Source organism: Flavobacterium glycines (assembly GCF_900100165.1).
In the GTDB taxonomy this organism is placed as follows: domain Bacteria; phylum Bacteroidota; class Bacteroidia; order Flavobacteriales; family Flavobacteriaceae; genus Flavobacterium; species Flavobacterium glycines.
This window is the reverse complement of record NZ_FNEO01000003.1, coordinates 200,221-224,617: the sequence shown is the minus strand read 5'-3', so window position 1 is coordinate 224,617 and position 24,397 is coordinate 200,221. Positions and strand designations below refer to the sequence as shown.

Here is a 24,397-nt window from a genome sequence, read left to right as displayed (position 1 = left end):
TAGTAATGAAAAGAATCTATTTTGTACTTATTGGTTTAATGGTATTGGTTATGTCTTGCTCTATTAATAAGATTAACTTTTCACAATTTGAATTATCCGAATTAAATAGCAATGGTTATAAAGTTTTTTTAGATTCTCAAGAAATTGATTTAGTTCATACATATTTGGATGAAAAAAATATTTTGAAAGTCAGTATTGACAGAAAAAACAAAATAATTCAGATAATAAGAAAAAATGATAGTAATGGATTTATTTTTTTAAATGATCTTTTAATTCAAAAAAAATATAAATCGAATTTAGACAGAATAGTTATTAATAATTTATCAATTGACTTTTTAGATATACCAAACATAAAATTTGAACTAGGCTCTGTAAAATATATCAAGCAGTTAACTCAGCATGATTATCTAGGTAAAGATTTTGATGATTTGCCACAAGTTAAGAATACAATTGGTAATGGTATGCTAATAATCAATACAATTACAATTTCAGTTGATAACGAGTAGAATGAATTAAGTTAACCGATAAAATTAGATGAATTTAAAGTTGAATAAATATCAAAAGTATGCACTTTTAATTCCTATAGTTCCATTCATAGGAATAGGGATTTCTCTACTCACTGACAGATATAGATTCTTTTTAGAATATCATTGGATTTATTCAACAGGAAAAATGTTTTGTTTTGCTTTATGGTTACTTGGTTTTATGTGGGCTATTGTTAACAGTGTATATATAATTAATAATTTAAAATTAAAAATTAAGTACAGAGTAATGTGGCTCATTATAAATTTTGCAACTGTTATATGGTTTCTTATAATGATAGCAATTTTATTGTTAGAATAGATTTGAAAAAGTTTTTATGTATTAACGTAGGTATTCTTTAATTTTTATAAATGAAAAACTTTTTACTTTTAAAAATATTTTAATAGGAATAGAATCCATGCTGGCGCTCGCAATAGTAAAGGGTTTAGATTTTTTTTGTTTAAACCGAGTGATTTACTCAGTTAGTTGAATCCAAAATGTTGTAACTAATTGCGAAAAAACAAATAACAAGACGAGAAAAATGATAACAATAAAGAGAACAGATTCTAGGAATGAAGATTTTCAAAAATTGGTTGATGAATTAGATGTTGATTTAGGAGTATATTATAAAGAAGAACAATCTTTTTATGAAAAACTGAATAATATTGAAAAAATAGCATATGCTATAGTTGTGTATGATGAGGAAGATAAGCCTGTTGGTTGCGGAGGAATTAAAAAGTTTTCAAAAAGTGAAGCTGAAATTAAAAGAATGTACGTCCTTCCAACTTATCGTGGAAAAGGAATAGCAACAATAATATTGAGTGAATTGGAAAAGTGGGGGAATGAACTGAAGTTTAAGAAATGCATACTGGAAACACTTAAAGAAAAACAGTATGCAATTGGGTTTTACAAGAAGAATGATTATAAAATAATACCAAATTTTGGAGAATATATAAATGCTGAAAATAGTGTATGTTTTGAAAAAGAATTAAAATAAAACAGGAAGGGGACTGAAACCTATATTATAAATGAAAAAACTATTCACATTAAAAAACATCTTAATCGCAATTGGGTTAATTGTTTTTGATTTAGTTGTGTATCTTTTTCTTGGAGTGATGTTAATGGGTTATGATGATACTTATGAGGAAAGTAAAGGTGAGTATTGGAGTTTAGCCAGTATGACTTTTTGGCAAAAAGTAAATTACATTAGTTTGTATTTATGGTATTTGATTAATATAATTTTTATTGTCTTTTTAATATATAAAATGTTGAATAAGATATAACAAAAAACTAATTAATACATGACATGGAAAAGCTCGATGTTAAACATTATCTAGACATTTATACTATTAGAAAAGAAATGCAAGAAGAAGGTATAACAAACCCAAGTAAAGAAATTAAAAAGTTTACGAAAGACTTTGTAGAAAATTACAAAATATGTCATTGAACGATGAAATTATTTTGAAAGATAGTTCTTTCTTCGACAGTTTAGGAAATCTAATAATAAAAATTCCCGAGTAAATATTTAGGGTCAATTTTATTTTTCAAAAACAACTTCATCAGCGGTTGCGCCTAATTCGATCAATAAATTGCTGATACTTTTTACAAAAGTAGATGGTCCACAGATGTAAAAATGTTGCCCGAAATCGGCAATATTTTCTATTAGGTATTTACGGTCTATCCTTTTACCCATAAATCCGGTGACATTTTCTCTGGTAAAGATATTGATGAAATCATCGCCAAGCATTTTTTGTAATTCCTCAGCCAAGATGACATCTTCTGAGGTTTTATTGGAGTAGATAAGTCGGTTTCCTTTTAATTGGTCTTTTTGATACAAATCCCTGAAAATAGCAATAAAAGGAGTAATTCCTGCACCACCGGCAATAAATATTCCCGGTTTTTTATATTGGATAGCTCCCCAAACATCGCGAATAATTAACTCATCTCCTTTGTTCACACGACCCAGCATGGCCGTAACCCCTTTATGGTCGTTGTAAATTTTAATTATGAATTCGAGATGGTTTTCGTCTCTCAGGCAGGTAAATGTAAAAGGTCTTAATTCATCTTTCCATTCCGGTAGGTTGATGGAAACTTCTGTTGCCTGACCGGGAATGAAATGATATCCTTCCGGTTTTTCGACAACAAAACGTTTTACATCATGGGTGATGAAAACAGCTTGCAGGACTTTAACAACATAATTATCCATAATAATTTTTTTTTGAAGGGTTAAGACTCAAGTGGATACCAAAACTTTAAAAACGAGTATTAAATTTACGAAAAAATGATCAGGTTTTATGAAATTACGAGTGGTTAAATTGTTGGTTTTTAGATTTTAATCTGTTTTTTGCAAACTTTACGTTCTCTTATACAATCAGCAGAAAAAGCATTGTGTACTTTGCGGTAAAATTTTAAAAACTTTTTACCCGATCGAACAGATTTACCACAATTGTTAGTGCAGTCTGGATATTTGATGGGACTATTGCTACAAAGGCTGTCAAAGAATAAAAATCCGTTTTTTATCTGTTATATCAGTTTCATCTGTGTTCCAAATTTTAAAAAGCATGATAAAAACCTAACAAAATATCTTATTTTTTAAACTTTAAACAAAATAGAATTCCCTATTTTTGCTCTTCGACTTTTAAAAATAATAAAAAACAAAATATACTATGAATTCATTTGACGTAGTCGTTATAGGTTCTGGACCTGGAGGATATGTATCAGCGATTCGTTGTGCGCAACTAGGCTTCAAAACAGCTATTATCGAAAAATATTCCACATTGGGAGGAACTTGTTTGAATGTAGGATGTATTCCTTCAAAAGCCTTGTTATCTTCTTCTCACCATTATGCTGAAATTGCTCATTTTGCCGATCACGGAATCGAGGTTTCGGGAGAGGTAAAAGTTAATTTAGAGAAAATGATTGCCCGTAAAAAAGCAGTTGTGGATCAGACTTCCGGTGGAATCAACTACCTGATGGATAAAAATAACATCACTGTTTTCAACGGTTTAGGTTCTTTTGTTGATGCTACACATATTGCTGTTGCAAAAGCGGATGGAACTTCTGAGACTATTGAAGCTAAACATACTATTATTGCTACTGGTTCTAAGCCTTCTTCTTTGCCTTTTATTTCAATTGATAAAGAAAGAATTATTACTTCTACTGAAGCTTTAAGTTTAACAGAAGTGCCTAAACACCTTGTTATCATTGGTGGTGGAGTTATCGGAATTGAACTTGGACAAGTTTACTTGCGTCTTGGAGCTCAGGTTTCTGTTGTAGAATTCATGGATAGAATTATTCCTGGAATGGACGGTGCTTTGTCTAAAGAGTTGACGAAAGTGTTGAAAAAACAAGGAATGAAATTCTATACTTCTCACAAAGTTCAATCTGTTGAAAGAGCAGGAGATGTTGTTACTGTGAAAGCTGAGAATGCTAAAGGTGAAGTAATTACTTTAGAAGGAGATTATTCATTAGTTTCTGTAGGTCGTCGTCCTTATACAGATGGATTGAACGCTGAAGCAGCAGGAGTTAAAATTTCAGAAAGAGGGCAAGTTGAAGTAAACGATCATTTACAAACTTCTGCTTCTAATATTTATGCAATTGGTGACGTGGTACGTGGTGCGATGTTGGCTCACAAAGCAGAAGAAGAAGGAACTATGGTTGCTGAAATCTTAGCTGGTCAAAAACCACATATTGATTATAACTTAATTCCTGGTGTTGTTTATACCTGGCCGGAAGTTGCTGCTGTTGGACAAACAGAAGAGCAATTGAAAGCAGCTGGTGTAGCTTACAAATCAGGAAGTTTTCCATTTAAAGCTTTAGGACGTGCAAGAGCAAGTGCTGATTTAGATGGATTTGTAAAAATCCTTGCTGATGCTAAAACGGATGAAGTTCTTGGAGTTCACATGATTGGTGCAAGAACAGCTGATTTAATTGCTGAAGCGGTTGTAGCTATGGAATACAAAGCTTCTGCTGAAGATATTTCAAGAATGTCTCACGCGCATCCAACATTTGCGGAAGCGGTAAAAGAAGCAGCATTAGCAGCAACTGATAACAGAGCGCTACACGTTTAATTGAATTGCTTTCTAAAAATAGAAACCCGTTCCGATTGATATTGGAACGGGTTTTATGATTTTTAACCATTCATTTTAAATAATCCTTCGTAATTTTTCCAATGGCTGTAAATTAGGAATAGATTCCCCAGAAAAACAGCAATACCTATAGGAAGGTTGTTTGGGGTTAAAAAGTAATTAATCAATAAAATATTGATAATAACAGGGAAAATTATAATGTTGGCTAGTGTTGTGAATTTTCCGGTTAGAAAAGACAATCCGCATAAAAACTCAACAGATTTAGCTAATGGCATCAAATAGGTTGAAGCGATTAATCCTACTTGAAAAGCTTTGAAATCACCTGTTGTAGCTGGTTCCGGATTGGAGAGTACAAAATAACTAATAGAAGTACAAAGAAATATGGCTCCCATGAGCGTACGAACAATAAGGGTTGCAATTTTCATGATATATTAGGTTTTATGGGTTAACAAATCAAAAAAAATCTGTTGCGGTTCGTCACTTTCATTTTGGTAAAAACTCTCCCTGGATAACCGTACATATCAGAAAAACGAACTTTGTGAACAATCAGGATTGTGTCATGAAGTTATTTAGTTTTCTGTTGTATTGTAAATTTACAAAAAATAGAACTCATTTTTCTTAAAATAGGTAATTATTATTTGTTATAATGTTAATTTGATAATCAATTAATTATTTATTAGGATAAAACAAGGGGAGAATTAATCTTTTTGGATGATTTTTTAGAAACTTTATTAAGTTGAAATCTCTAAAATCAATAAAAGATAAGTCTTATTTTTATTGTAATTTTACTTTTTAAAATTTTGCTTTGAGAACATCCTTTAAACAAGACATAACGCATTTCGCCGACATTAAAAAACAGCTTTTATTGTGGTCACAACAATTTCGGGAAGTGGCTTTTATGGATAGCAATCAATACCAACAAGAATATTCGAGTTACGATTGGATTCTCGCGGTTGATGCTTTTACTTCTATAAAAACGGATTATTTTAATGCTTTTGAAGATTTAAAACAATATCAGCAATCCGGCAGGGATTGGGTTTTTGGTTATTTGTCGTATGATTTAAAAAATGATACTGAAGAATTAAAATCAAACAATTTTGATGGCTTAGGTTTTCCGGATTTGTTTTTCTTCCAACCAAAAAAACTCTTTTTAGCGAAAGGAAACGAACTTGAAATTCGTTATCTGCATTTTTGTGATGACGAATTTGAAGCAGATTGGGAAGAAATTACAACTATTATTACTGAGTTTGAAAGTCAGACTCCTAATGTTGAAATTCAACAGCGAATTTCGAAAGAAGCTTATCGGGAAAAAGTGTCTAAAATGTTAGAATATATTCATCATGGCGATACATATGAAGCTAATTTCTGCATGGAATTTTATGCTGAAAATGTCCAAATAGAACCCGTTGAGACTTTTTTGAAATTGAATGAAATCTCGAAACCGCCATTTGCTGTTTTTTTCAAAAATTACAAGCATTATTTGTTGTCGGCTTCTCCGGAGCGTTATTTGAAAAAAGAAGGAGAGTTGCTTATTTCGCAGCCTATAAAAGGAACAGCCAAACGATTTACAGACCCAATTGAAGATGAGGCTTCAAAGAATAAATTAGCCGCAGATTCTAAAGAACGTGCCGAGAATATTATGATTACCGATTTAGTGCGGAATGATTTATCACATACGGCACAAAAAGGTTCGGTTCAGGTAACGGAATTGTGTGGGATTTATTCGTTTTTGCAGGTGCACCAAATGATTTCAACGATTACTTCAAAACTGGATGCGCAATATACTGCAGTTGATGCTTTAAAATATACTTTTCCTATGGGAAGTATGACGGGAGCTCCTAAGATTTCGGTAATGAAAATCATTGAAGAACTGGAAGAAACCAAAAGAGGTTTGTATAGCGGAGCAGTGGGGTATTTTACTCCTGAAGGTGATTTCGATTTTAATGTGGTAATCCGAAGTATATTGTACAATCAGGAGAATAAATACCTTTCTTTTTCGGTAGGAAGTGCAATTACTTCGCTTTCCGTACCTGAAAAGGAATATGAAGAATGTCTGTTGAAAGCTAAAGCCATGTTTGAAGTTTTACAATAATTCTAAATCATAGAAAATGCTCGATAAACTCAAAGAAAACCTCAATCAAAATTTTCCTTTTTTGGAAAATGCTAAGCTTTTGCTGGCTACCAGTGGAGGAATTGATAGTATGGTTTTGGTTCATTTATTACATGAGTTGAATTATGATATTGCAATGTGTCACTGTAATTTTCAATTGCGAGGATTAGAAAGTTTTGGGGATCAAAAATTTATTCAGGATTATGCTGAGGCAAATGAAATTCCGTTGTTTTTGACACAGTTTGATACCGAAGCTTTTGCAAAAGATTACAAACTTTCGATTCAAATTGCAGCTCGGGAATTGCGTTACAATTGGTTTTATGAGCTTTTGGAAACAGAGAGTTATGATTATATTATTACCGCGCATCATGCCGATGATGTTATTGAAACTTTTATTATTAATTTGAGCAGAGGAACCGGTTTAGACGGACTGGTGGGAATTCCGGAGCAGAATGATAAAATTATCCGTCCCTTATTGCCTTTTTCGAGAGAAGAGATTCAGGAATATGCTGCACAAAATCATATTCAATGGCGTGAAGACAGCAGCAATGCTTCTGATAAATATCTGCGAAATAAAATCAGACATCATATTGTTCCTTTGTTGAAAGAATTGAATCCGCATTTTTTGGAATCTTTTGAAAAAACGTGTAGTTATTTAAAAGAATCTCAAGAATTAGTTGAAGATGCTGCAGTTATGGTTTATCAGCAGGTAGCTCAGGAAGAGGGTGAGACTATTCGAATTGATTTAAAGCAATTATTGCGATTACCCAATTATAAATCCTATTTGTACCAATGGTTAAAAGAGTTTGGTTTTACGGCTTGGGAGGATATTTATGATTTAGTAGAAAGCCAATCTGGGAAACAGGTTTTTTCAAGTGATTACCGATTGCTAAAAGATCGAATGCAATTAATTTTGAGTCCGATTCAGGAAGGAGATGAAACCGTTTATTTGATTGAAAAAGACACTCAAGAAATTGAAAATCCATTAATGTTAGTTTTTTCAAGAGTGAATGAAATTTCTAAAGCTTCGCATACAACAATTTTTGTTGATGAAGATAAATTGACTTTCCCTTTAGTTTTAAAACGATGGGAGGAAGGTGATTCTTTTCAACCTTTTGGAATGAACGGAAAAACTAAAAAGCTCAGCAAGCTTTTTAAAGATGAAAAATTATCATTGATAGAAAAAGAAAATACATGGGTACTTTGGTCAGCAAATGAAATCGTTTGGGTTGTGGGAATCCGTCAGGATGAACGATTTAAAATTGACGATTCAACAAAAAAAATTCTGAAAATTGATTTAGAATCATAAACCAGACATATTAACCCAACCAACCATCTCTGTCCAAACTTCTATATTGAATAGCTTCGGCAATATGATTGGATTGTACTTTTTCAGAAGCTTCTAAATCAGATATTGTGCGTGCTACTTTCAAAATGCGGTCATAAGCCCGAGCCGAAAGATTTAAACGCTCCATAGCGTTTTTTAGTAAAGTTTTAGAATCTTCGTCCAAAACGCAAAATTCCCGAATGTGTTTGGTATTCATTTGAGCATTATAATGTATGTTTTCCATTTTTTCAAATCGTAGTGATTGAATTTCGCGTGCAGAAGTGACTCTTTGTCGAATAGTCATGCTACTTTCGGCTTTTTGATTATCGGATAATTTTTCAAAAGGGACAGGAGTAACTTCGATATGAATGTCAATTCTGTCCAGTAGAGGTCCGGAAATTTTACTTAGATAGCGTTGCATTTCATAAGGTGATGCCGTTTGTGCAGCGTTGGGATCGTTAAAAAAACCACTCGGACTGGGATTCATACTGGCAACCAACATGAATGAAGAAGGGTAGGTTACCGTAAATTTGGCTCTGGATATTGTTACTTCGCGGTCTTCCAGAGGCTGGCGCATCACTTCGAGAACGTCACGCTTGAATTCGGGTAATTCATCCAAAAATAAGACGCCATTGTGAGCCATGGAAATTTCTCCCGGTTGTGGATAACTGCCGCCACCAACTAATGCTACATTAGAAATAGTATGATGCGGGCTTCGGAATGGACGTTGATTCATCAATCCTACTTCTTTCAGTTTTCCGGCTACACTATGAATTTTAGTAGTTTCTAAGGCTTCGTGTAACGTCATGGGAGGGAGGATGCTGGGTAAGCGTTTGGCAAGCATGGTTTTTCCTGCTCCCGGAGGGCCAATCAGAATTATATTATGTCCGCCTGCTGCGGCAATTTCCATACATCTTTTGATGCTTTCCTGACCTTTGACATCTGAAAAATCAAATTCAGGAAAATCCAAATCTTTGTAAAATTCGGCTCGTGTATCAATTTTTGTAGGTTCTAAATTGCCTTTTCCTTCAAAGAAATCAATCACTTCCTGAACATTTTCAACTCCGTAAACATCTAAATCTTTTACTATAGCCGCTTCTTTTACATTGTGTTTGGGTAGAAAAAAGCCTTTAAAACCTTCTTCTTTGGCTTTAATAGCAATAGGTAAAGCGCCTTTTATAGGTTGTAAACTTCCGTCAAGAGACAATTCGCCCATTATAATGTATTTATCAATAGCATCTCCTTTTATTTGTCCGGAAGCAACAAGAATTCCTAAGGCAAGTGTGAGATCATATGCAGAACCTTCTTTGCGTAGATCAGCGGGAGCCATATTGATGGTTATTTTTTTACCAGGTAATACATAACCATTGTTTTTTAGTGCGGCTGCAATTCGGTAGCTGCTTTCTTTTATGGCATTGTCAGGCAAACCCACCAGATGATAGCCTACTCCTTTGTCAATATTTACTTCAACTGTAATGGTTGTGGCTTCAACACCAAAAACAGCACTTCCAAATACTTTTATTAGCATACTGAATATATTATATGGAAACAATTAACTTTAGTAAGATATTTTTTAAAAATAAATATTTTTTGTTTACAACACTATTTTTTATTGTGCTATTTTTATGATATTTTATAGCTTCAAAAGAGATTATTCTAAATGTTGTTTCTGATTTGTATTTATAGTTTGCAAATGATGAGGTATTTTATAAAAAATGATTGATTTGATTATTTCGTTTTTTTATTGGTTTTTTGACATACATTATCTGTGAAATTGAGATTTTATTAAAAAAAACACCAGACAAAATCGTTTTTGGTTGCATTATTATAAGTTGTGTAAGTTTTGACTGTAAAAAAACAGCTGTGTTTTTTGAGAAATCAAAATTATGGAACATTTGAATTTAACAAATCGTTATTTTTTACATGTTTTATAGTTTTATACGTTAAAATTTAGGGGGGTAAACTATATAAATGATAAAAGTTAAAAGAAATAGGGGGTATTTTTATGGGGGTTGTTCTTAGTTTTATATTTTTGAGAAAATTTTAAAACCAAAAAAATAATGAGAAAAGTAAGTTTAAGTGTTATTATGATTGCGATGTTAGTCGTTACACTATTTTCAAGTTTTATTTTAACTGGAAATCCAGTTCCTTCAGAAGCTGTTAAATTTGATACAGGAGATACTGCCTGGATGATCGTTGCGACAGCTTTAGTATTAATCATGACTCCGGGATTAGGATTTTTCTATGGAGGTATGGTTGGTAAAAAAAATGTTATCAGTACTATGTTGCAAAGTTTTATGGCAATGATTATTGTAACAGTTTTATGGATTGTAGTAGGATTTAGTTTGTCCTTTGGAACTACAATGGGCGGAATCATTGGAGATCCAACAACTTATCCATTTTTTCAGGGTGTAGGTACTAATACTGCATGGAGTTTAGCAGGTACAATTCCTTTTATGTTATTTGCTTTGTTTCAGGCTAAATTTGCGATTATTACTCCAGCTTTAATTACTGGGGCATTTGCAGAAAGAGTTCGTTTTTGGGCATACATGTTGTTCATGGTTTTATTTATTTTAATAATCTATGCTCCATTATGTCATATGACTTGGCATCCTGATGGATTATTCTTCAAAATGGGAGTATTGGATTTTGCCGGAGGTACTGTAGTACACATGAGTGCTGGTTGGGCTGCTTTAGCAGGAGCTATATTCTTAGGAAAAAGAAAGGTACAAAAAGTAAATCCAGCTCGTATTACTTATGTATTATTAGGAACTGGTTTATTATGGTTTGGATGGTTTGGTTTCAACGCTGGTTCAGCTTTAGGATCTAATGGATTAGCTGTTCAGGCTTTAGGAACAACTACAGTTGCTGCTGCTGCTGCAGGTATGGCTTGGGTATTTATGGATAAAATTTTAGGTCATAAATTATCTGCTATGGGAGCTTGTATTGGTACAGTTGTAGGTTTAGTTGCTATTACTCCGGCTGCTGGTTTTGTAAGTTTACCACACGCTATCTTCATCGGTTTATTCAGTAGTATTGTAAGTAACTTTATGGTGAGCAAATTCCCTAAAGGTAAAATTGATGATGCTTTAGATGTATTTGCTTGTCACGGTGTAGGTGGTATGGTAGGTATGTTGTTAACAGGAGTTTTTGCTTCTAAAGAAGTTAATGCTGCTGTTGTTGATCAAGGTCTTATCTTTGGTGAGTCTACATTGTTTATTAACCAATTAACAGCGTTAGTAATTGTATCAATCTTTGCATTCTGTGCTTCTTATGCATTATTCTTCATTGTGAACAAAATCACTCCATTAAGAGTTAGTGAAGATAAAGAAGAGTTAGGATTAGATATCTCTCAACACGGAGAGTATTTGTAATCATTACTATTCAATAGTTGATTGCCAATAGGTTTTTAACTTTATAATAAATTGAAAAAGCTTAGTTAATTCGTTAACTAAGCTTTTTTCTTTGGTAAAAATCTAAAAGTAAGAAGTTGAAATAAAGAAGCAGTTGTTTAATCCGTTATGATTTTTTGTTAGTAAGATATGTTTTAGCATGATGAATGATAAATACAGTTGTAATTAAATAAAAAAGTACTCTGAAAATAATCCGGCAGATTTGCTTTTTTGGATGGATTTTATTTAATACGGTGGATATAAAAAGGGATTGCTTTAAATAGCAATCCCTTTATTTGTATAATATCTTTTAAATTAAATAGGACAAAAATATTTACCTGCTTGATAGCTTCTTTTTTTAAAGCTCTCATAAACTAATAATTATTCTTAAGATTTTATGAGTGAAAGATCTGGAACATATCTCCTTACTTATCAAATTATTTTTAGGCAGCTTATGATTTAATCCATTTGAGGAGTGTTTTTTCTACGATACCTTTTACAATTGGTTTCGAAATGTAATCGTTCATTTCCATCTCGAAACATTTGTTTTTTTCATCTTTCTCAGTTCCGGCAGTTATGGCAATAATAGGAACTTCTTTACCGGTTGACAATTTTCTAATGGCTACAGAAGCTTCGTATCCATTCATTACAGGCATTTGAATATCCATGAAAATAATATCAGGATTAATATTTTCAAAATTATTGACAGCTTCCTGTCCGTTTAAAGCTTCGGAAATCTGAGCTTCGGGAAGACTGTTTTTTATGATGGTTTTTAAAAGTAACATATTAATTTTATTGTCTTCGACTAATAAAATTTTAGCATTTTTTAAATTTGGATTAATTGTAGCAATGTTAGTATTGTCAATCTCAATTGTAGGTTTTGCATTTTTTATATTTGTTGAAGATTCGTCTTTTGTTTTTAAATCGATATCAAAATAAAAACAACTTCCTTTTCCAATTTCACTCTTTAGTTGTAAGCTGCTATTCATTAAATTGAGGAGTTTGTTAGAAATGGTTAACCCCAGTCCTGTTCCTCCAAATTTTTTGGTTGTAGAACTATCTTCCTGAGAGAAAGCTTTGAATATTTTTTTCTGATTTCTGTCTAAAATTCCTATACCTGTGTCAATTACTGAAAAACGAATTTTGGATTGTGTATCCGTAGTTTTTTCTTTTAAATCTACATTTAGTTTAACGCTGCCAGATTCGGTAAATTTAACAGCATTGGATAATAAATTGATGAGTACCTGCTTGATACGAACAATATCAATCCAGGCAAAATGAGGTACTTCAGTATCAATATTTAATTCTAATTTTAAGTTTTTTTGATTGGCTTCATATTGAATTAAATCAATCACTTGGTGCATTAATTCTTTGATTTCATGTTTTTCAATATGCAATTCCAGTTTACCGGCCTCAATTTTTGAGAAATCCAGAATATCATTTACAATCTCTAATAAAGTATGAGCAGACTGGTTTACTGTTATCATATGTTTTTCCTGAATATGATCCAGTTCTGTTTTCATTAATAAATCGGTAAATCCGATAATACCGTTAAGTGGTGTTCGGATTTCGTGACTCATATTGGCTAAGAACTCTGATTTGGCTCTATTGGCTGTTTCAGCATATTCTTTTGCTTTAATGGCTTTTTCGGCATCTTTACGTTTACTGATGTCCAGCATGATTCCTTCGATGTATTTGATTTCACCATTTTTAACTACGGTATCCACAAATTCATCAATCCAAACAATTTCACCTTTTTTATTAAGAATGCGATAGGTGAGATGAAAAGGTTCTAGTTTAGCTAGTTTTTGAGCTGATTTAATGAGCGTTTTTTCTACATCTTCGGGATGAATTAAATCTTTGAATCGTATTCTTTTTTCAAGAAAATCTTCTTTTGGATAACCTGTTAGTTTTTCAATTTCATCATTAAGGTATATTTTGCTGTAATCGGCATCGTTTTCGGACAGGTAAACTGTTCCGGGGATATTATTGGCTAATAATCTAAATTTTTCTTCACTTTCGTTAATCGCTATTTCATTTTCAATTCTATCAATTGAAGAACCGATATTCATGGTTAAAGTTTGTAAAATTTGAGCTTCATCATCAGCCCAAATACGATTTTCATCTAAATCGTTCAATCCCATAAAACCGTGGAATTTATTTTTGACAAAAATTGGCAAAAGGATTATTGAACCGGCTTTTAATACTTTTAATTTTTCTCTTAGGCTTTCGCTTTTTACATTAGAAAAATTATTGCGATAAATTTTATTTTCTAATAAAGGAGGTAATAATTCTTCAAAAAACGGATATGGTAAATTTTGAAAAGAGGGGTCTAAAGTGCTTAATTCATTCTGGCCATCTGTCCAACGGTATTTTTGACTAATAGTGTTGTTTCCGGGATTGTTTAGGTAGTAAAAACTACGATATGATTTTGTTGCTTTTCCAATTATAATAAGTACATCTTCGAAAACTTTATCGATGTTTTTTACATTCAAAAAGCGCTCAGTACATAAGTTCATTGCTGAAAGCAAATCGCTTTTGTAAGTCAATTTTTGTTCTACTTCTAATCTTTTTTTAGATTCGAGTGCAATAGCAATACTATCAGCGATGGCTCTGGAAAAATTAATATCTTCATTATCCCATTCTTTAGGAGAATGACCTGATTCGATACAAACTACACCAACAAGCTCTCCGTTGATAAAAACCGGAGTTTTTATGATCGAAAAAGTTAAGGCATTTTCCTGTAAATCAGGGTATAATTCCTGAGTTATAGGGTTGTTTTTAATGTTAGAAGCAACAATAGGAGTTTTGTTTTCTAAGGATAAAAAGAAGTTAGGATACTTTTCTTTTGTGAGAACAAATCCATTTGTAAATATTTTATTTTCGGAGTCATAAGATTGAATGCATACAATTTTATCTCCTAAATATTCCCAATAACTTGCTCTGTTAACATCAATAGTTTTAGTAGTGTTCTCCAGTATTGATTTTAATTTTATTTCTAAAGTTTCTTCATTGGAAAAACTCTTTGCGGTAAAGTTTTTTAGACTTTCGGTGTACTTTTTGTTTTTGTCGTTTCTTTTTTGTTTTTCGATATCAATGTTTTTTACAAAAGTAATATCTCGGGCAATTCCTGAATAGCCTCTGGTTTTTCCCCAATCATTACGACTAATCATAATTTTTTGGGCAATCCAAATTACACTGCCGTTTTTTTTCAAAATAGGAATTTCAAGAGTTGGAAATTCTATTTCAGTATCTTCGTTTATTTTATAAAAAGATTCTAAGATAGTAAGGTAATCTTTTCGGATAAAATGTGAATAATGTTTTTTTAGAATATCATCTTCGGTATATCCTAATGTCTTTAGTGTGTAATGATTAACAAATACGATCTTGCCGTTTAAATCTAACTCATAAATAAAATCCTGTGCATTTTGAACGAGATTTTTATATTGATTTTGAATTTGGATTTCATTGGTAATATCTTGTCCAATTCCAATAATTAAATTATCCGAAAATTGTTTGTTTTTCCATTGGATGTATTTGTATTCTCCATTTTTGCATCTTAATTTTCTAATGAAAGTTTTGTCATTTATTTGACTTTCAAAGGTTTCTGTTACTGTTTTTTCAGGATTATCGGTCAGTTTATAGTAACCATAATCCATTAATTCGTCAGTAGTATATCCTAAAATAGTTTTAGCACTTTTGCTGCAGAAAACAATTTTATTGTTTCTGTCTTTTGCCATAATTAGGGAGTTCCCTTTATTGATGATTTGATCGTAAAATTGAAATTTATTATTCAAATCTTCTATCGACATATTACGGATGAAATTGATAAAAATCACTATTAAAGTGTAATTAAAAATTACCGTTACTCTGTTTACAGGTGCTAATTTGAATAATGAAATTCCAATGAGGAAGCTTAATTCAAACAAAACAAATAACCAGTATAATCTTTGCGGTTTAAGAGTTGTAAATGAAAAGTAGGTAAATAAAAGAAAGCTTAAAAAGGGAATATTATCATTTTCAAATTTTATGATGTTTCGGCAAACATTGAGAAATGCTATAAAAAAAACAATTCTGAATATTTTTTTGATATTTTGAAATACAAAATCCGACTGAGTACTGATGTAAGACATTGTAATTAAGAACAATGAAATGCATACATTAGTAACTAACATGCTTTGAGGTCTTAATTTAAAATATTCAAAGCTTAATTCTAAAATCAAAACAATTATTCCCAGAAAAAAGAAATAAAGTTGGTATTCTTTTTTTTCTGAATTTTCGGGATTAAAGTTTTTAACATACTTGTTTCCAAAAGTATATTTGATTTTATGGAATTTATATATTAATAGAAAAATGATGAAAAAAACAAATGGAATAACAGTGCGATAAAGATCTTTATCGATAGGCAGCTGAGTCATAATTTCAAACATATTAATTGATGAAAAATTATTACCCCCACTAAAGCCAACACTGTTTGAAAACGTTTTCAACATAAAATTATACTGTAAAGCCATGTATAGGAATTAAAATCGGAAATTTTATTTAAAAATAGCTACGAGATTTTTTTTAAAAATAACAATAATTGAAAGAAAACAGCATACAATATATTGAAAAAAACACAATATGTTTTCTTTATTCTAATTTAGGTGTGATTATTCAAATCCAATAATTGATTTATAAACAGCATAATAGGTGGAGTATAAAAAAGGCATGGTAAAAAACAAGCCAATAAAGAACATGAAAACTCCGGTTAGTAAAAATAAATAAGCTACAATTAATAGACCTAAAAGTATGAGTGGTTGTTTTAAAACCAAATTAAAACTGGTATTTATAGCTTCAAATACTTTGAAATCACTAAAAATAATTAAAGGAACAGTCAGTATGCTTAGCAAAGTGACGGTCAAAGATCCTATGAAACTTAATGCAGGAATTCCTGTTGCTTCCAGAACAGATGCTATTCCCATATTTAAAAGAGAGAGGGTTAAAGTCGCAACAAAAAGTTCTTTAAAATAGCTGAATTTATAATATTCGAAAGCGGTAGAAACATGGAATTCTTCATCTATTTCGGCACAATGCGCCATTTTGATAAAACCTGCTAAAAATGGACTTGCAAGACAGCTGAATAAAGTTACAGATGCAATATAAATCATTAGAAATTCATCAGAAAAATTTTTAGGATCCAGATTTTCAGGTTTTATTAAATCTTGAAAATTAGCAATTCCATAGGTAAATGCAATTATTAGAACCGAAATGATTCCTAAAAACACAGTTGTGACTAAAAATAACAAACCGGCATAAACGGCAATTTTTTTATAATTTTCAAAGGCTAGATTAAAAACATTTTCAAAACTTATTTTATAACCATTTGTTTTTAATTCCAGTATTCGTTCTTTATTAGTTTTCATAGGGTTGATTAAGAATAGTTGTTTTTATGAAATTGTAGTTTGTTAATGTTGTTAACTGAAAATTATACGGCGTTCCAAATAACATCATCAGGAGTGGGAGCGATAATCGTGAGTGTTTCTTTTGAAACCGGATGAACAAAAACCAATTTTCTTGCATGCAAATGAATGCCTCCATCGGGATTACTTCTGTCAAATCCATATTTCAAATCGCCTTTTATTGGCGAACCTATGGCAGCCAATTGTGCTCTAATTTGATGATGCCTTCCTGTATGTAAATTGATTTCTAAAGCAACATAATTGTTGAGTTCTTTTATAATTTGGTAATCTAAACTTGCTACTTTACTATCGGGAACTTCTTTTAAATGTGCTTTCGAAGTATTATTTTTTTCGTTTCTTTTTAGATAATGAACTAATTTGGCAGTAGCTTGTAAAGGTTTGTTTTTTACAATTGCCCAATAGGTTTTTTGTGTCTCTCTGTTTTTAAATAAATCATTCAATCTTGTTAGCGCCTTTGAAGTTCTGGCAAAAACTACAATTCCGGTTGTAGGACGGTCTAACCGATGAACCACGCCCAGGAATACTTCGCCGGGTTTGTTGTATTTTTCCTTGATGTATTCTTTTACAACTTCGCTAAGGGGTTTATCTCCCGTTTTATCACCCTGAACAATATCACCTACGCGTTTGTTAATTACGATAATATGATTGTCTTCGTGTAAAACCTGAAGATTGTTTTTATTTGAAAGTACTTTCATCAATTGTTTTATTTGAATACAAAAATAACAGTTTTAAAATAGTTATCTTTTAAATCCGGACTTGTATTGATATTTTTTCGAAAATTAGAATACTTATTTTGTTGCCAGTTATTTTTTATGAATACAACGGGGTTTTAGAACATTAAAAAATAATGCCCGAAAAAGCTTTTCGTAGTATAACGGAGAGCTATTTCGAGCATTTTTTATGCAAAATTATTTCTAAAGAAATGCTGTTTTAAAGGAGTAAGAACGATTAATATTGTTCTTTTTTGTTAGGGAAATCTTTTGATTTTACGTCTTCTACATACTGGCTGATGGCCGAAGTCATTCCTTCGTAAAGATTCATATAACGTCTTAAAAATCTCGGACTGAATTCATTATTCATCCCCAGCATATCATGAATGACTAATACTTGTCCGTCAACTCCCGAACCTGCACCAATTCCAATTACTGGTATCGAAATACTTTCAGCAATTTGTTGGGCTAATTTGGCAGGGATTTTTTCTAAAACTAAAGAGAAACAACCTAGTTTTTCTAAAAGTTTAGCATCTTCGATTAATTTTAAAGCTTCCTGTTCTTCTTTAGCTCTTACAGTATAAGTTCCAAATTTATAGATAGATTGAGGAGTTAATCCTAAATGCCCCATAACCGGAATACCTGCATTTAATATTTTTTTGATAGAATCTTTAATTTCTTTTCCACCTTCTAATTTTACAGCATGACCGCCACTTTCTTTCATGATTCGGATAGCAGAGCGCAAAGCTTCTCTAGGGTCCGACTGATAACTTCCAAAAGGCAAATCGACAACAACTAAAGCTCTGTCAGCACCTCTTACTACAGACGAAGCATGATAAATCATTTGGTCTAAGGTAATAGGAAGTGTCGTTTCGTGTCCTGCCATTACATTAGAGGCTGAATCTCCTACAAGTATCACGTCGATACCAGCAGAATCAACAATTTTAGCCATTGTAAAATCATAGGCAGTAAGCATAGAGATTTTTTCTCCCTGTGCCTTCATATCAATTAAGGACTTTGTCGTAATTTTTTTATAGTCTTTTTTCGCTGTCGACATAGTAATAGTTTTAGGAACTGCAAAAGTAGTAAAACAAATTTGGATGAAATAAATAAAAGCTAATTTAGCTGTATTCTAAAAGCAGTTTAAAATTCTTCAACGGCTTTTTTTCCTTCTAACCAGGCTACCATATTCAAAACAAGGTAATTCCAGTTTTGAAATCCTTTGTTTAGCATAGGTACTCCCGTTTCCGGTTCGTAATATTCATGCAAAGCACCATTTTTTTTGAAATCCTTTCCAAACAAACTGATTGTTTTTTGGGCTAATTCGTTGGCTTCTTTGGTGTAACCGTATTTTTCTAAGCCTTTAAAAACCATATAGTTTGAAATTCCCCAAATAGGACCTCTCCAGTTAGACGGATTAGCACTTGATCTTAAACTGTACATTTTTTCCATTTTGGAAAGTGTTCGAACTCCGGAAGGCGAATTGAATGTTTTTGTATTCGAATAATGTTCTTTAACAATTCTTTCGGCCTGTTCCGGTGTAGCGATGCCGGCCCAAAGTGCTAAAAATCCGCTCCAGACTTCAATACGCTGAATGATACAATCGTAATCTCTTGGAAAACCGCTATGAATTATAAAGGAACGTCCCAGTGTGTTATCTGCTACGTTTGCAACAGGACGTAAATTTAAATCCACACTATAAAAGAAACCGTCTCTTTCATCCCAGCAATTTTTTTGGATAGCAGCTTTCAGGTTTTCAGCATCGGCAGCAAATTCTTTACCTACATTGGATAAGTTCAGTTGGTCTGCCAGGTAAACCATTGCCAGTAATTCTTTGTACATCAAACAATTTAGGTAAATAGAAGCCGAACTTTTATTTGGTCGAAAGAAAGTGGCAGGATCATTATCTACGCCTATGGCAACATCGCTCTGCCAGTAATAAAGCCCTGTAGCTATGTTTCTGTGATGCGATTTGTAGTTGTTTACAAATGTTTGAAGATGATAAAATTTTTCCCGAATCCACTCAGCGTCACCGCCATTTGTCTTTGTAATGAATGCTGCGTGTTGTGCTAAAACCGGTTTGTGCATATTGACATCGTAAATGTTCTCAGGACGGATATCACGGGGTTTTGAATCTTCCCAAATTACAATTGGCAAATAGCCATCCCAATCTCCGTAATGTAAAAAGTTAAGCACACAACCTTGTTCGTATTTTATAGCTTCTTCTTTGTCTTTTGCTGTGCCAATATCTGTTAGAATTTGTCGGAGCGCAATGTTACTTAACCAGGAATCCCAATCCCACAATACATTGTCATATTGATTACTTCCCGGAGTAAGAAATGGATAGACTAATGATCCTCCGCCTTTACGATACATTTTTTTGTAATCTTTGTAAACATTTGTCTTGATAACCGAAATATAATCGGTTATAGAATCTTTTATCTGACTATAAGAAGAAAGACTTCCGGCGAGTAAAACTAAAATAAGAAAGGTGGTTTTTCTAGTCATAATTTTATTATTAAAGTGTTATATAGCTATTGTATTCCGCATTTTTCACGTAACCATTTAATAGATTGATCATCTGTTTCTCCAAATCGCCAGTGTGCCGAAATAGGAGTAATAACGATTTCTTTTGGAGCTGTCACCGAATTAAATGCTGCAAGGGTAGAAGTAGGCGGACAGGTATTGTCATTATATCCGGCAGAATAAAAACCGGGAATTTTGATTTTTTTAGCAAAATTAACTACATCGTAATATTCCATAGTGCTTGTTTTTTCCGGGCTGTTATTTTGGTATTTATCGCTAAACATAGAAGGCCAGCCTCCGGCACGGTTGTATAAAAAACCTGAATTATCACTTAGAGCAGGATAAAAAGCCGAAATATAATTGACTCTGTTATCAATTCCTGCCGTTACAATGGTAAGCGCTCCACCCTGACTGCCACCGGTTACGACCACATTTTTTTGGTCATATTCTGGAAGACTGGTCAAAAAATCAATAGCACGAACACAACCCAAATAAACAGCTTTGTAATAATAGTTGTTTTTGTCATTTAAATTGATTGCCCAATAATCACTTAGGTTTTTTCTCATTTCCTGAAAGTCACTTTCATTCATTTCCGGATTGACTCCGTGAATTTCGGTGGTGAAACTAATAAAACCTTTTTCGGCATAAGAGGTAAAAGGTACTATCTTTTTTACTCCGGCACCGGGAGGATTAAATAAAACGGGATGTTTTTTGTTGTCTTTGGGTTTACTCAAATAGCCGTAAAAATAGTGTCCTAATTTGTAATTCTGTAAACGCACCAAATAAATGTCAACTGTAGCTGTCGATAATTCGGGTTTGTATGTGACTTGAGCATCCGTTGGGATTTTGTTGTTCTCCGCTTTTGCTTTGTTCCAAAATACATCAAAATCTTTTGGGAGCTTTACTGTTGGTTGGATATCAAATGGAGCATAAGCTGCTTTGATTTCGTTTTTATACACATAACCATCAATTTTTGCCTGTACTTTTAGCTGACGAAAACCTGGATTATTCATCGTACCAATGTTGATTTCGCCAACACCATTTTCTAATTTAAGTGTTCCTTTTTTTTCAGGGGTTAGCTGTTCCGAACCATATTGGTATTCTATTTCGGCATTTTCGACAGCTGAGCCATATCGAAGTACACTGATTTTTACAGTAGCCTCTTCATTAAGTTTGTAGTTCCAATCAGAATGATTAGCAGTAAGAATAATATCCACTAGTTTAATTGGAGCAGGAGTATTTTGTGCTTTTAAAGTTATGCTTAGTAGTCCCAGAAATAATGAAAAATGAGCGAGTAGTTTCATAATTTAATCAGGTTTTAAATTGTAAAGGGTATAATACCGAACATATTATACCCTTTGTTAATTGGTTTTGCTAATTTAGGAATTTAGCAATGATTATTTAATGGTTTTGTTGTTCACCACTACATTTTTAAGTTTTAAACCAGTGATGATGCTCTTGTCCATAGTATCTTTTTTGGCTTCAATCTTTAAGTTTTCAAAAGTGAAGTTGCTCAATCTGTCGTATTCTGTGATTGCCATATCATAGAAAACATCACATTTTATATTGATATTTTTCATAGTGATATTGTCACAATAAGATAAAGGAACATCTTTTCTTCCTTTTAAGTCAAAAAACTGAGTCCATGGTTTTACATAAATCATACTTTTAGCATAACCTGTAATGTTTTCTACAGTAATGTATTCGTATTTTTGAGGAGTATCCGGACGCATTTTTAGCCATAAAAGACGTATTGCATTATCGACAGTGCAGTTACGAACAATAATATTTTTGTTATGAATAGCTTCGCTACCGGAAGTTAAAGCACCATGGCAGAATCCAAAATTACAGTTTTCAATAATGATGTTTTCGTTTCCACCGTTGCTGGCATCTTTATCTGCCCAAGGGCCTTTTCCTCCTTTTAGAGCAATAGCGTCATCGTTTACCGCCATATAACAACCTTTAATCAACATGTTAGTACACACATCAATATCAATTGCGTCAGTGCTAGGTGCTTTAACAGGTTCGTGTGGCGAGGTAATATGTAAATCAAGGATTTTTACATTATTGCATTGGTAGTAATGACTGGTCCAAAAACCGGAATTGTGCAATTTAACATCCTGAACCTGAACATTATCACATTTCCAAATGAATACTAAACGCGGTCTCGAAACTTCAAGATTAGTACAGTTTGGATTTTCTTTTCTTCTTTGCCAAAAAGCTTCCCAATATTTCAATCCGTTACCGTCGATGGTTCCTTTTCCGGTAATAGTAAAACCGTTAATTCCGTAAGCATTTACTAAAGCAGTAAAATATTCAATACTTTGTCCTTCAATACGGGAAGGCATAAACGGATAATCATTAATGTTATCGGAACCTTTTAAAATAGCCCCTTCAGATACATGCAAATGGGTGTTGGGTCTAAAAAACAAAGCACCGCTCATAAAAGTTCCTTTTGGAATAACTACAACACCACCTCCATTACGGTAGGCTTCGTCAATTGTTTTTTGGATTGCAGCAGTTTGGACAATTGTACTGTCATTTTTTGCTCCATAATCGGTGATAGAAAAGAATTTTCCCAGATTAACAGGGTTGATTTTTGATGCATCATGAAACCAGTCCGGAATTTTTGTTCCATCAGGAAAAAGATCTTTATTGTTTTTTTGCGAAAATGTTTTAGGAGTAATTGCCAGTAAAGCAATCAGAAATAAACAGATTTTTTTCATTTTTTCGAATAATGGTTAATAATGTTGGTCTTCACAAAAAAGATGCCTTTTTTGATTTTAACGTATTTACTGTTTCCAAAATTTGGAATAAACGAAGGTATGAAAATTAAAAGGAAATACTCATCCTGCATTTCGGGCAGGATACTTTAATTTTATTTAATTAGAATTAGTTTTTTTTGAATAAAAAGAATATTCTTACTTGTTTTTTAAGGTGCTTTTTTTTGAGAAAAAATAAGTAAATGCAGTTTGTTTTTAAATGAAACATGATTTATCTCATAAAAGCAGTAACTATTTAAAATTACTTTTGTCAGAGTTAATCCGTGTTTTTAAATTGTTAAGTTGTTATTCTTTGCCAAAAGTTTTTTGTAATATTACTTAAATGATTTTTTGTATGAGAAAAATAAAATATAAAAAGGCTAGAAAAGTCCAACCTAATCAATTAGTATATACTGGAAAACACAAGAATTTGGTATCCAAAATGCAGTTGTTTGTTTATGACGACTTGGATTTTACCGAATACAGGGATTTAGAGATTTCAGATTTTAAAGAATGTATTGATAATAAAAAAACAAACTGGCTTAATTTACATGGTCTAAGTGATATTGAAACAGTAGAAGGAATAGGGGATTTTTTTGGTATTGATAATTTTTTGCTTTCAGATATTTTAAATACTGCCAGAAGAACCAAAATGGAAGAATCAGCCAGTAGTTTATTTTTCAATATAAAATCAATATTGCCAACAGAAAACTCAGATAATATTAATGTAGAGCAGATAAGTTTTTTGATTAAAGATGAAATTTTAATTTCATTTCAGGAAAAGAGTAGTGATTTTTTTACACATATTAGAGAAAGAATACGTACTCATTCGGGAGTGGTGCGAACTAAAAAGGCGGATTATTTGCTATCACTTCTTTTAGATGCTGTAATGGAAAATTTTTACATTACCATTGAAAATGAGGAAGAAAAAGTAGAGGAATTAATTAATTTATCAAAAGTAAGTACGAATCCGGACATTTTGGTACGAATTGAGAAACATCGTGATAATTTTAGTTTTTTAAAACGCTCCATTATTCCGCTTAGGGATTCATTGTATGGCATTAAAACTTTAAAAGAAGATGTGGTGTGTAATGTAATTCAAATGGATTCGTATGTTTATTTTTCGAGATTGCATCAAAAAAGTTTGGAACTTTTAGAGCAAATTGAATCTGATTTGGGAATGTTAGAAAGTGCATCAAATTTCTTTTTCTCGTCTCAATCGCATAAGATGAATGAGATTATGAAAACGCTAACAATAGTCTCGGCTATATTTATTCCATTAACATTTATTGTTGGTGTTTATGGGATGAATTTTGAACACATGCCCGAATTGAAATATGAAAATGGTTATTACACAGTTATAGGTGTAATGATTTTAATAGGGATTTTGATGGTTGTTTATTTTAAAAAAAGAAGGTGGTTTTGAGAACAATTGTGGGTTATGTGTTATCAATGGAATTGTAAAAGGAATTAAAAGAATAAAACAAGTAAAATCAAA

General features: G+C 32.2%; 18 protein-coding genes. 8 read left to right on the top strand and 10 right to left on the bottom strand.

Annotated features, from left to right (window positions below):
• Positions 1-5: 5 nt before the first annotated feature.
• The 3 genes from BLR17_RS10745 to BLR17_RS10730 all read left to right on the top strand — a co-directional run bounded on the left by BLR17_RS10745 (position 6) and on the right by BLR17_RS10730 (position 1,805).
• Positions 6-506 carry a hypothetical protein gene (locus tag BLR17_RS10745; protein ID WP_139068303.1) on the top strand — a complete coding sequence of 167 codons (501 nt, stop codon included), beginning with the start codon at positions 6-8 and terminating at the stop codon, positions 504-506.
• A gap of 557 nt (positions 507-1,063) precedes the next feature.
• Positions 1,064-1,519 carry a GNAT family N-acetyltransferase gene (locus BLR17_RS10735; protein WP_066323507.1) on the top strand — a complete coding sequence of 152 codons (456 nt, stop codon included), beginning with the start codon at positions 1,064-1,066 and terminating at the stop codon, positions 1,517-1,519.
• A gap of 31 nt (positions 1,520-1,550) precedes the next feature.
• A complete protein-coding gene (locus tag BLR17_RS10730; RefSeq protein ID WP_066323508.1) occupies positions 1,551-1,805 on the top strand; it encodes a hypothetical protein in 255 nt (84 codons plus the stop codon).
• Between the two features lie 254 nt (positions 1,806-2,059).
• On the opposite strand, the gene BLR17_RS10725 is transcribed toward BLR17_RS10730, so the two are convergent.
• Positions 2,060-2,728 carry an FAD-binding oxidoreductase gene (locus BLR17_RS10725; RefSeq protein WP_066323509.1) on the bottom strand — a complete coding sequence of 223 codons (669 nt, stop codon included), beginning with the start codon at positions 2,726-2,728 and terminating at the stop codon, positions 2,060-2,062.
• 460 nt (positions 2,729-3,188) lie between these two features.
• Here BLR17_RS10725 and lpdA point away from each other — a divergent pair, with 460 nt between their 5' ends.
• Complete coding sequence (lpdA, locus tag BLR17_RS10720) at positions 3,189-4,592, top strand: dihydrolipoyl dehydrogenase (RefSeq protein ID WP_066323510.1); 1,404 nt, start codon at positions 3,189-3,191, stop codon at positions 4,590-4,592.
• A gap of 62 nt (positions 4,593-4,654) precedes the next feature.
• On the opposite strand, the gene BLR17_RS10715 is transcribed toward lpdA, so the two are convergent.
• Complete coding sequence (locus BLR17_RS10715) at positions 4,655-5,035, bottom strand: DoxX family membrane protein (RefSeq protein WP_066323513.1); 381 nt, start codon at positions 5,033-5,035, stop codon at positions 4,655-4,657.
• 380 nt (positions 5,036-5,415) lie between these two features.
• Here BLR17_RS10715 and BLR17_RS10710 point away from each other — a divergent pair, with 380 nt between their 5' ends.
• Together BLR17_RS10710 and tilS are read left to right on the top strand one after the other, a co-directional pair.
• Entirely contained in the window at positions 5,416-6,702 is a 1,287-nt protein-coding gene (locus BLR17_RS10710; RefSeq protein WP_066323515.1) for an anthranilate synthase component I family protein, read from the top strand.
• A gap of 16 nt (positions 6,703-6,718) precedes the next feature.
• Positions 6,719-8,029: a tRNA lysidine(34) synthetase TilS gene (gene tilS / locus BLR17_RS10705; RefSeq protein WP_066323517.1), complete on the top strand. Its 1,311-nt coding sequence runs from the start codon at positions 6,719-6,721 to the stop codon at positions 8,027-8,029.
• Between the two features lie 10 nt (positions 8,030-8,039).
• Here the strand turns inward: tilS and BLR17_RS10700 are convergent, their stop codons facing one another.
• Positions 8,040-9,575: a YifB family Mg chelatase-like AAA ATPase gene (locus tag BLR17_RS10700; RefSeq protein ID WP_066323522.1), complete on the bottom strand. Its 1,536-nt coding sequence runs from the start codon at positions 9,573-9,575 to the stop codon at positions 8,040-8,042.
• Positions 9,576-10,107: 532 nt separating this feature from the next.
• Here BLR17_RS10700 and BLR17_RS10695 point away from each other — a divergent pair.
• Positions 10,108-11,421, top strand: coding sequence for an ammonium transporter (locus BLR17_RS10695; protein WP_066323528.1), 1,314 nt, complete (start codon positions 10,108-10,110; stop codon positions 11,419-11,421).
• 470 nt (positions 11,422-11,891) lie between these two features.
• Here the strand turns inward: BLR17_RS10695 and BLR17_RS10690 are convergent, their stop codons facing one another.
• From BLR17_RS10690 to BLR17_RS10660, 7 genes are all read right to left on the bottom strand, one after another.
• A complete protein-coding gene (locus BLR17_RS10690) occupies positions 11,892-15,857 on the bottom strand; it encodes a PAS domain S-box protein (RefSeq protein WP_169817134.1) in 3,966 nt (1,321 codons plus the stop codon).
• Between the two features lie 234 nt (positions 15,858-16,091).
• Complete coding sequence (locus BLR17_RS10685) at positions 16,092-16,844, bottom strand: DUF2189 domain-containing protein (RefSeq protein WP_066323532.1); 753 nt, start codon at positions 16,842-16,844, stop codon at positions 16,092-16,094.
• Between the two features lie 62 nt (positions 16,845-16,906).
• Positions 16,907-17,596, bottom strand: coding sequence for an RluA family pseudouridine synthase (locus BLR17_RS10680; RefSeq protein ID WP_066323533.1), 690 nt, complete (start codon positions 17,594-17,596; stop codon positions 16,907-16,909).
• Positions 17,597-17,849: 253 nt separating this feature from the next.
• Complete coding sequence (panB, locus tag BLR17_RS10675) at positions 17,850-18,668, bottom strand: 3-methyl-2-oxobutanoate hydroxymethyltransferase (RefSeq protein WP_066323534.1); 819 nt, start codon at positions 18,666-18,668, stop codon at positions 17,850-17,852.
• 86 nt (positions 18,669-18,754) lie between these two features.
• Entirely contained in the window at positions 18,755-20,119 is a 1,365-nt protein-coding gene (locus BLR17_RS10670; RefSeq protein WP_066323536.1) for an MGH1-like glycoside hydrolase domain-containing protein, read from the bottom strand.
• A gap of 26 nt (positions 20,120-20,145) precedes the next feature.
• Complete coding sequence (locus BLR17_RS10665) at positions 20,146-21,441, bottom strand: acetylxylan esterase (RefSeq protein ID WP_066323538.1); 1,296 nt, start codon at positions 21,439-21,441, stop codon at positions 20,146-20,148.
• 93 nt (positions 21,442-21,534) lie between these two features.
• Positions 21,535-22,863, bottom strand: coding sequence for a rhamnogalacturonidase (locus tag BLR17_RS10660; protein WP_066323540.1), 1,329 nt, complete (start codon positions 22,861-22,863; stop codon positions 21,535-21,537).
• A 391-nt stretch (positions 22,864-23,254) separates the two neighbouring features.
• On the opposite strand from BLR17_RS10660, the gene corA reads away from it, so the two are divergent.
• The gene (gene corA, locus BLR17_RS10655) at positions 23,255-24,325 is read left to right on the top strand and encodes a magnesium/cobalt transporter CorA (RefSeq protein WP_066323542.1); all 1,071 of its coding nucleotides are present in this window, start codon (positions 23,255-23,257) and stop codon (positions 24,323-24,325) included.
• Positions 24,326-24,397: the final 72 nt, after the last annotated feature.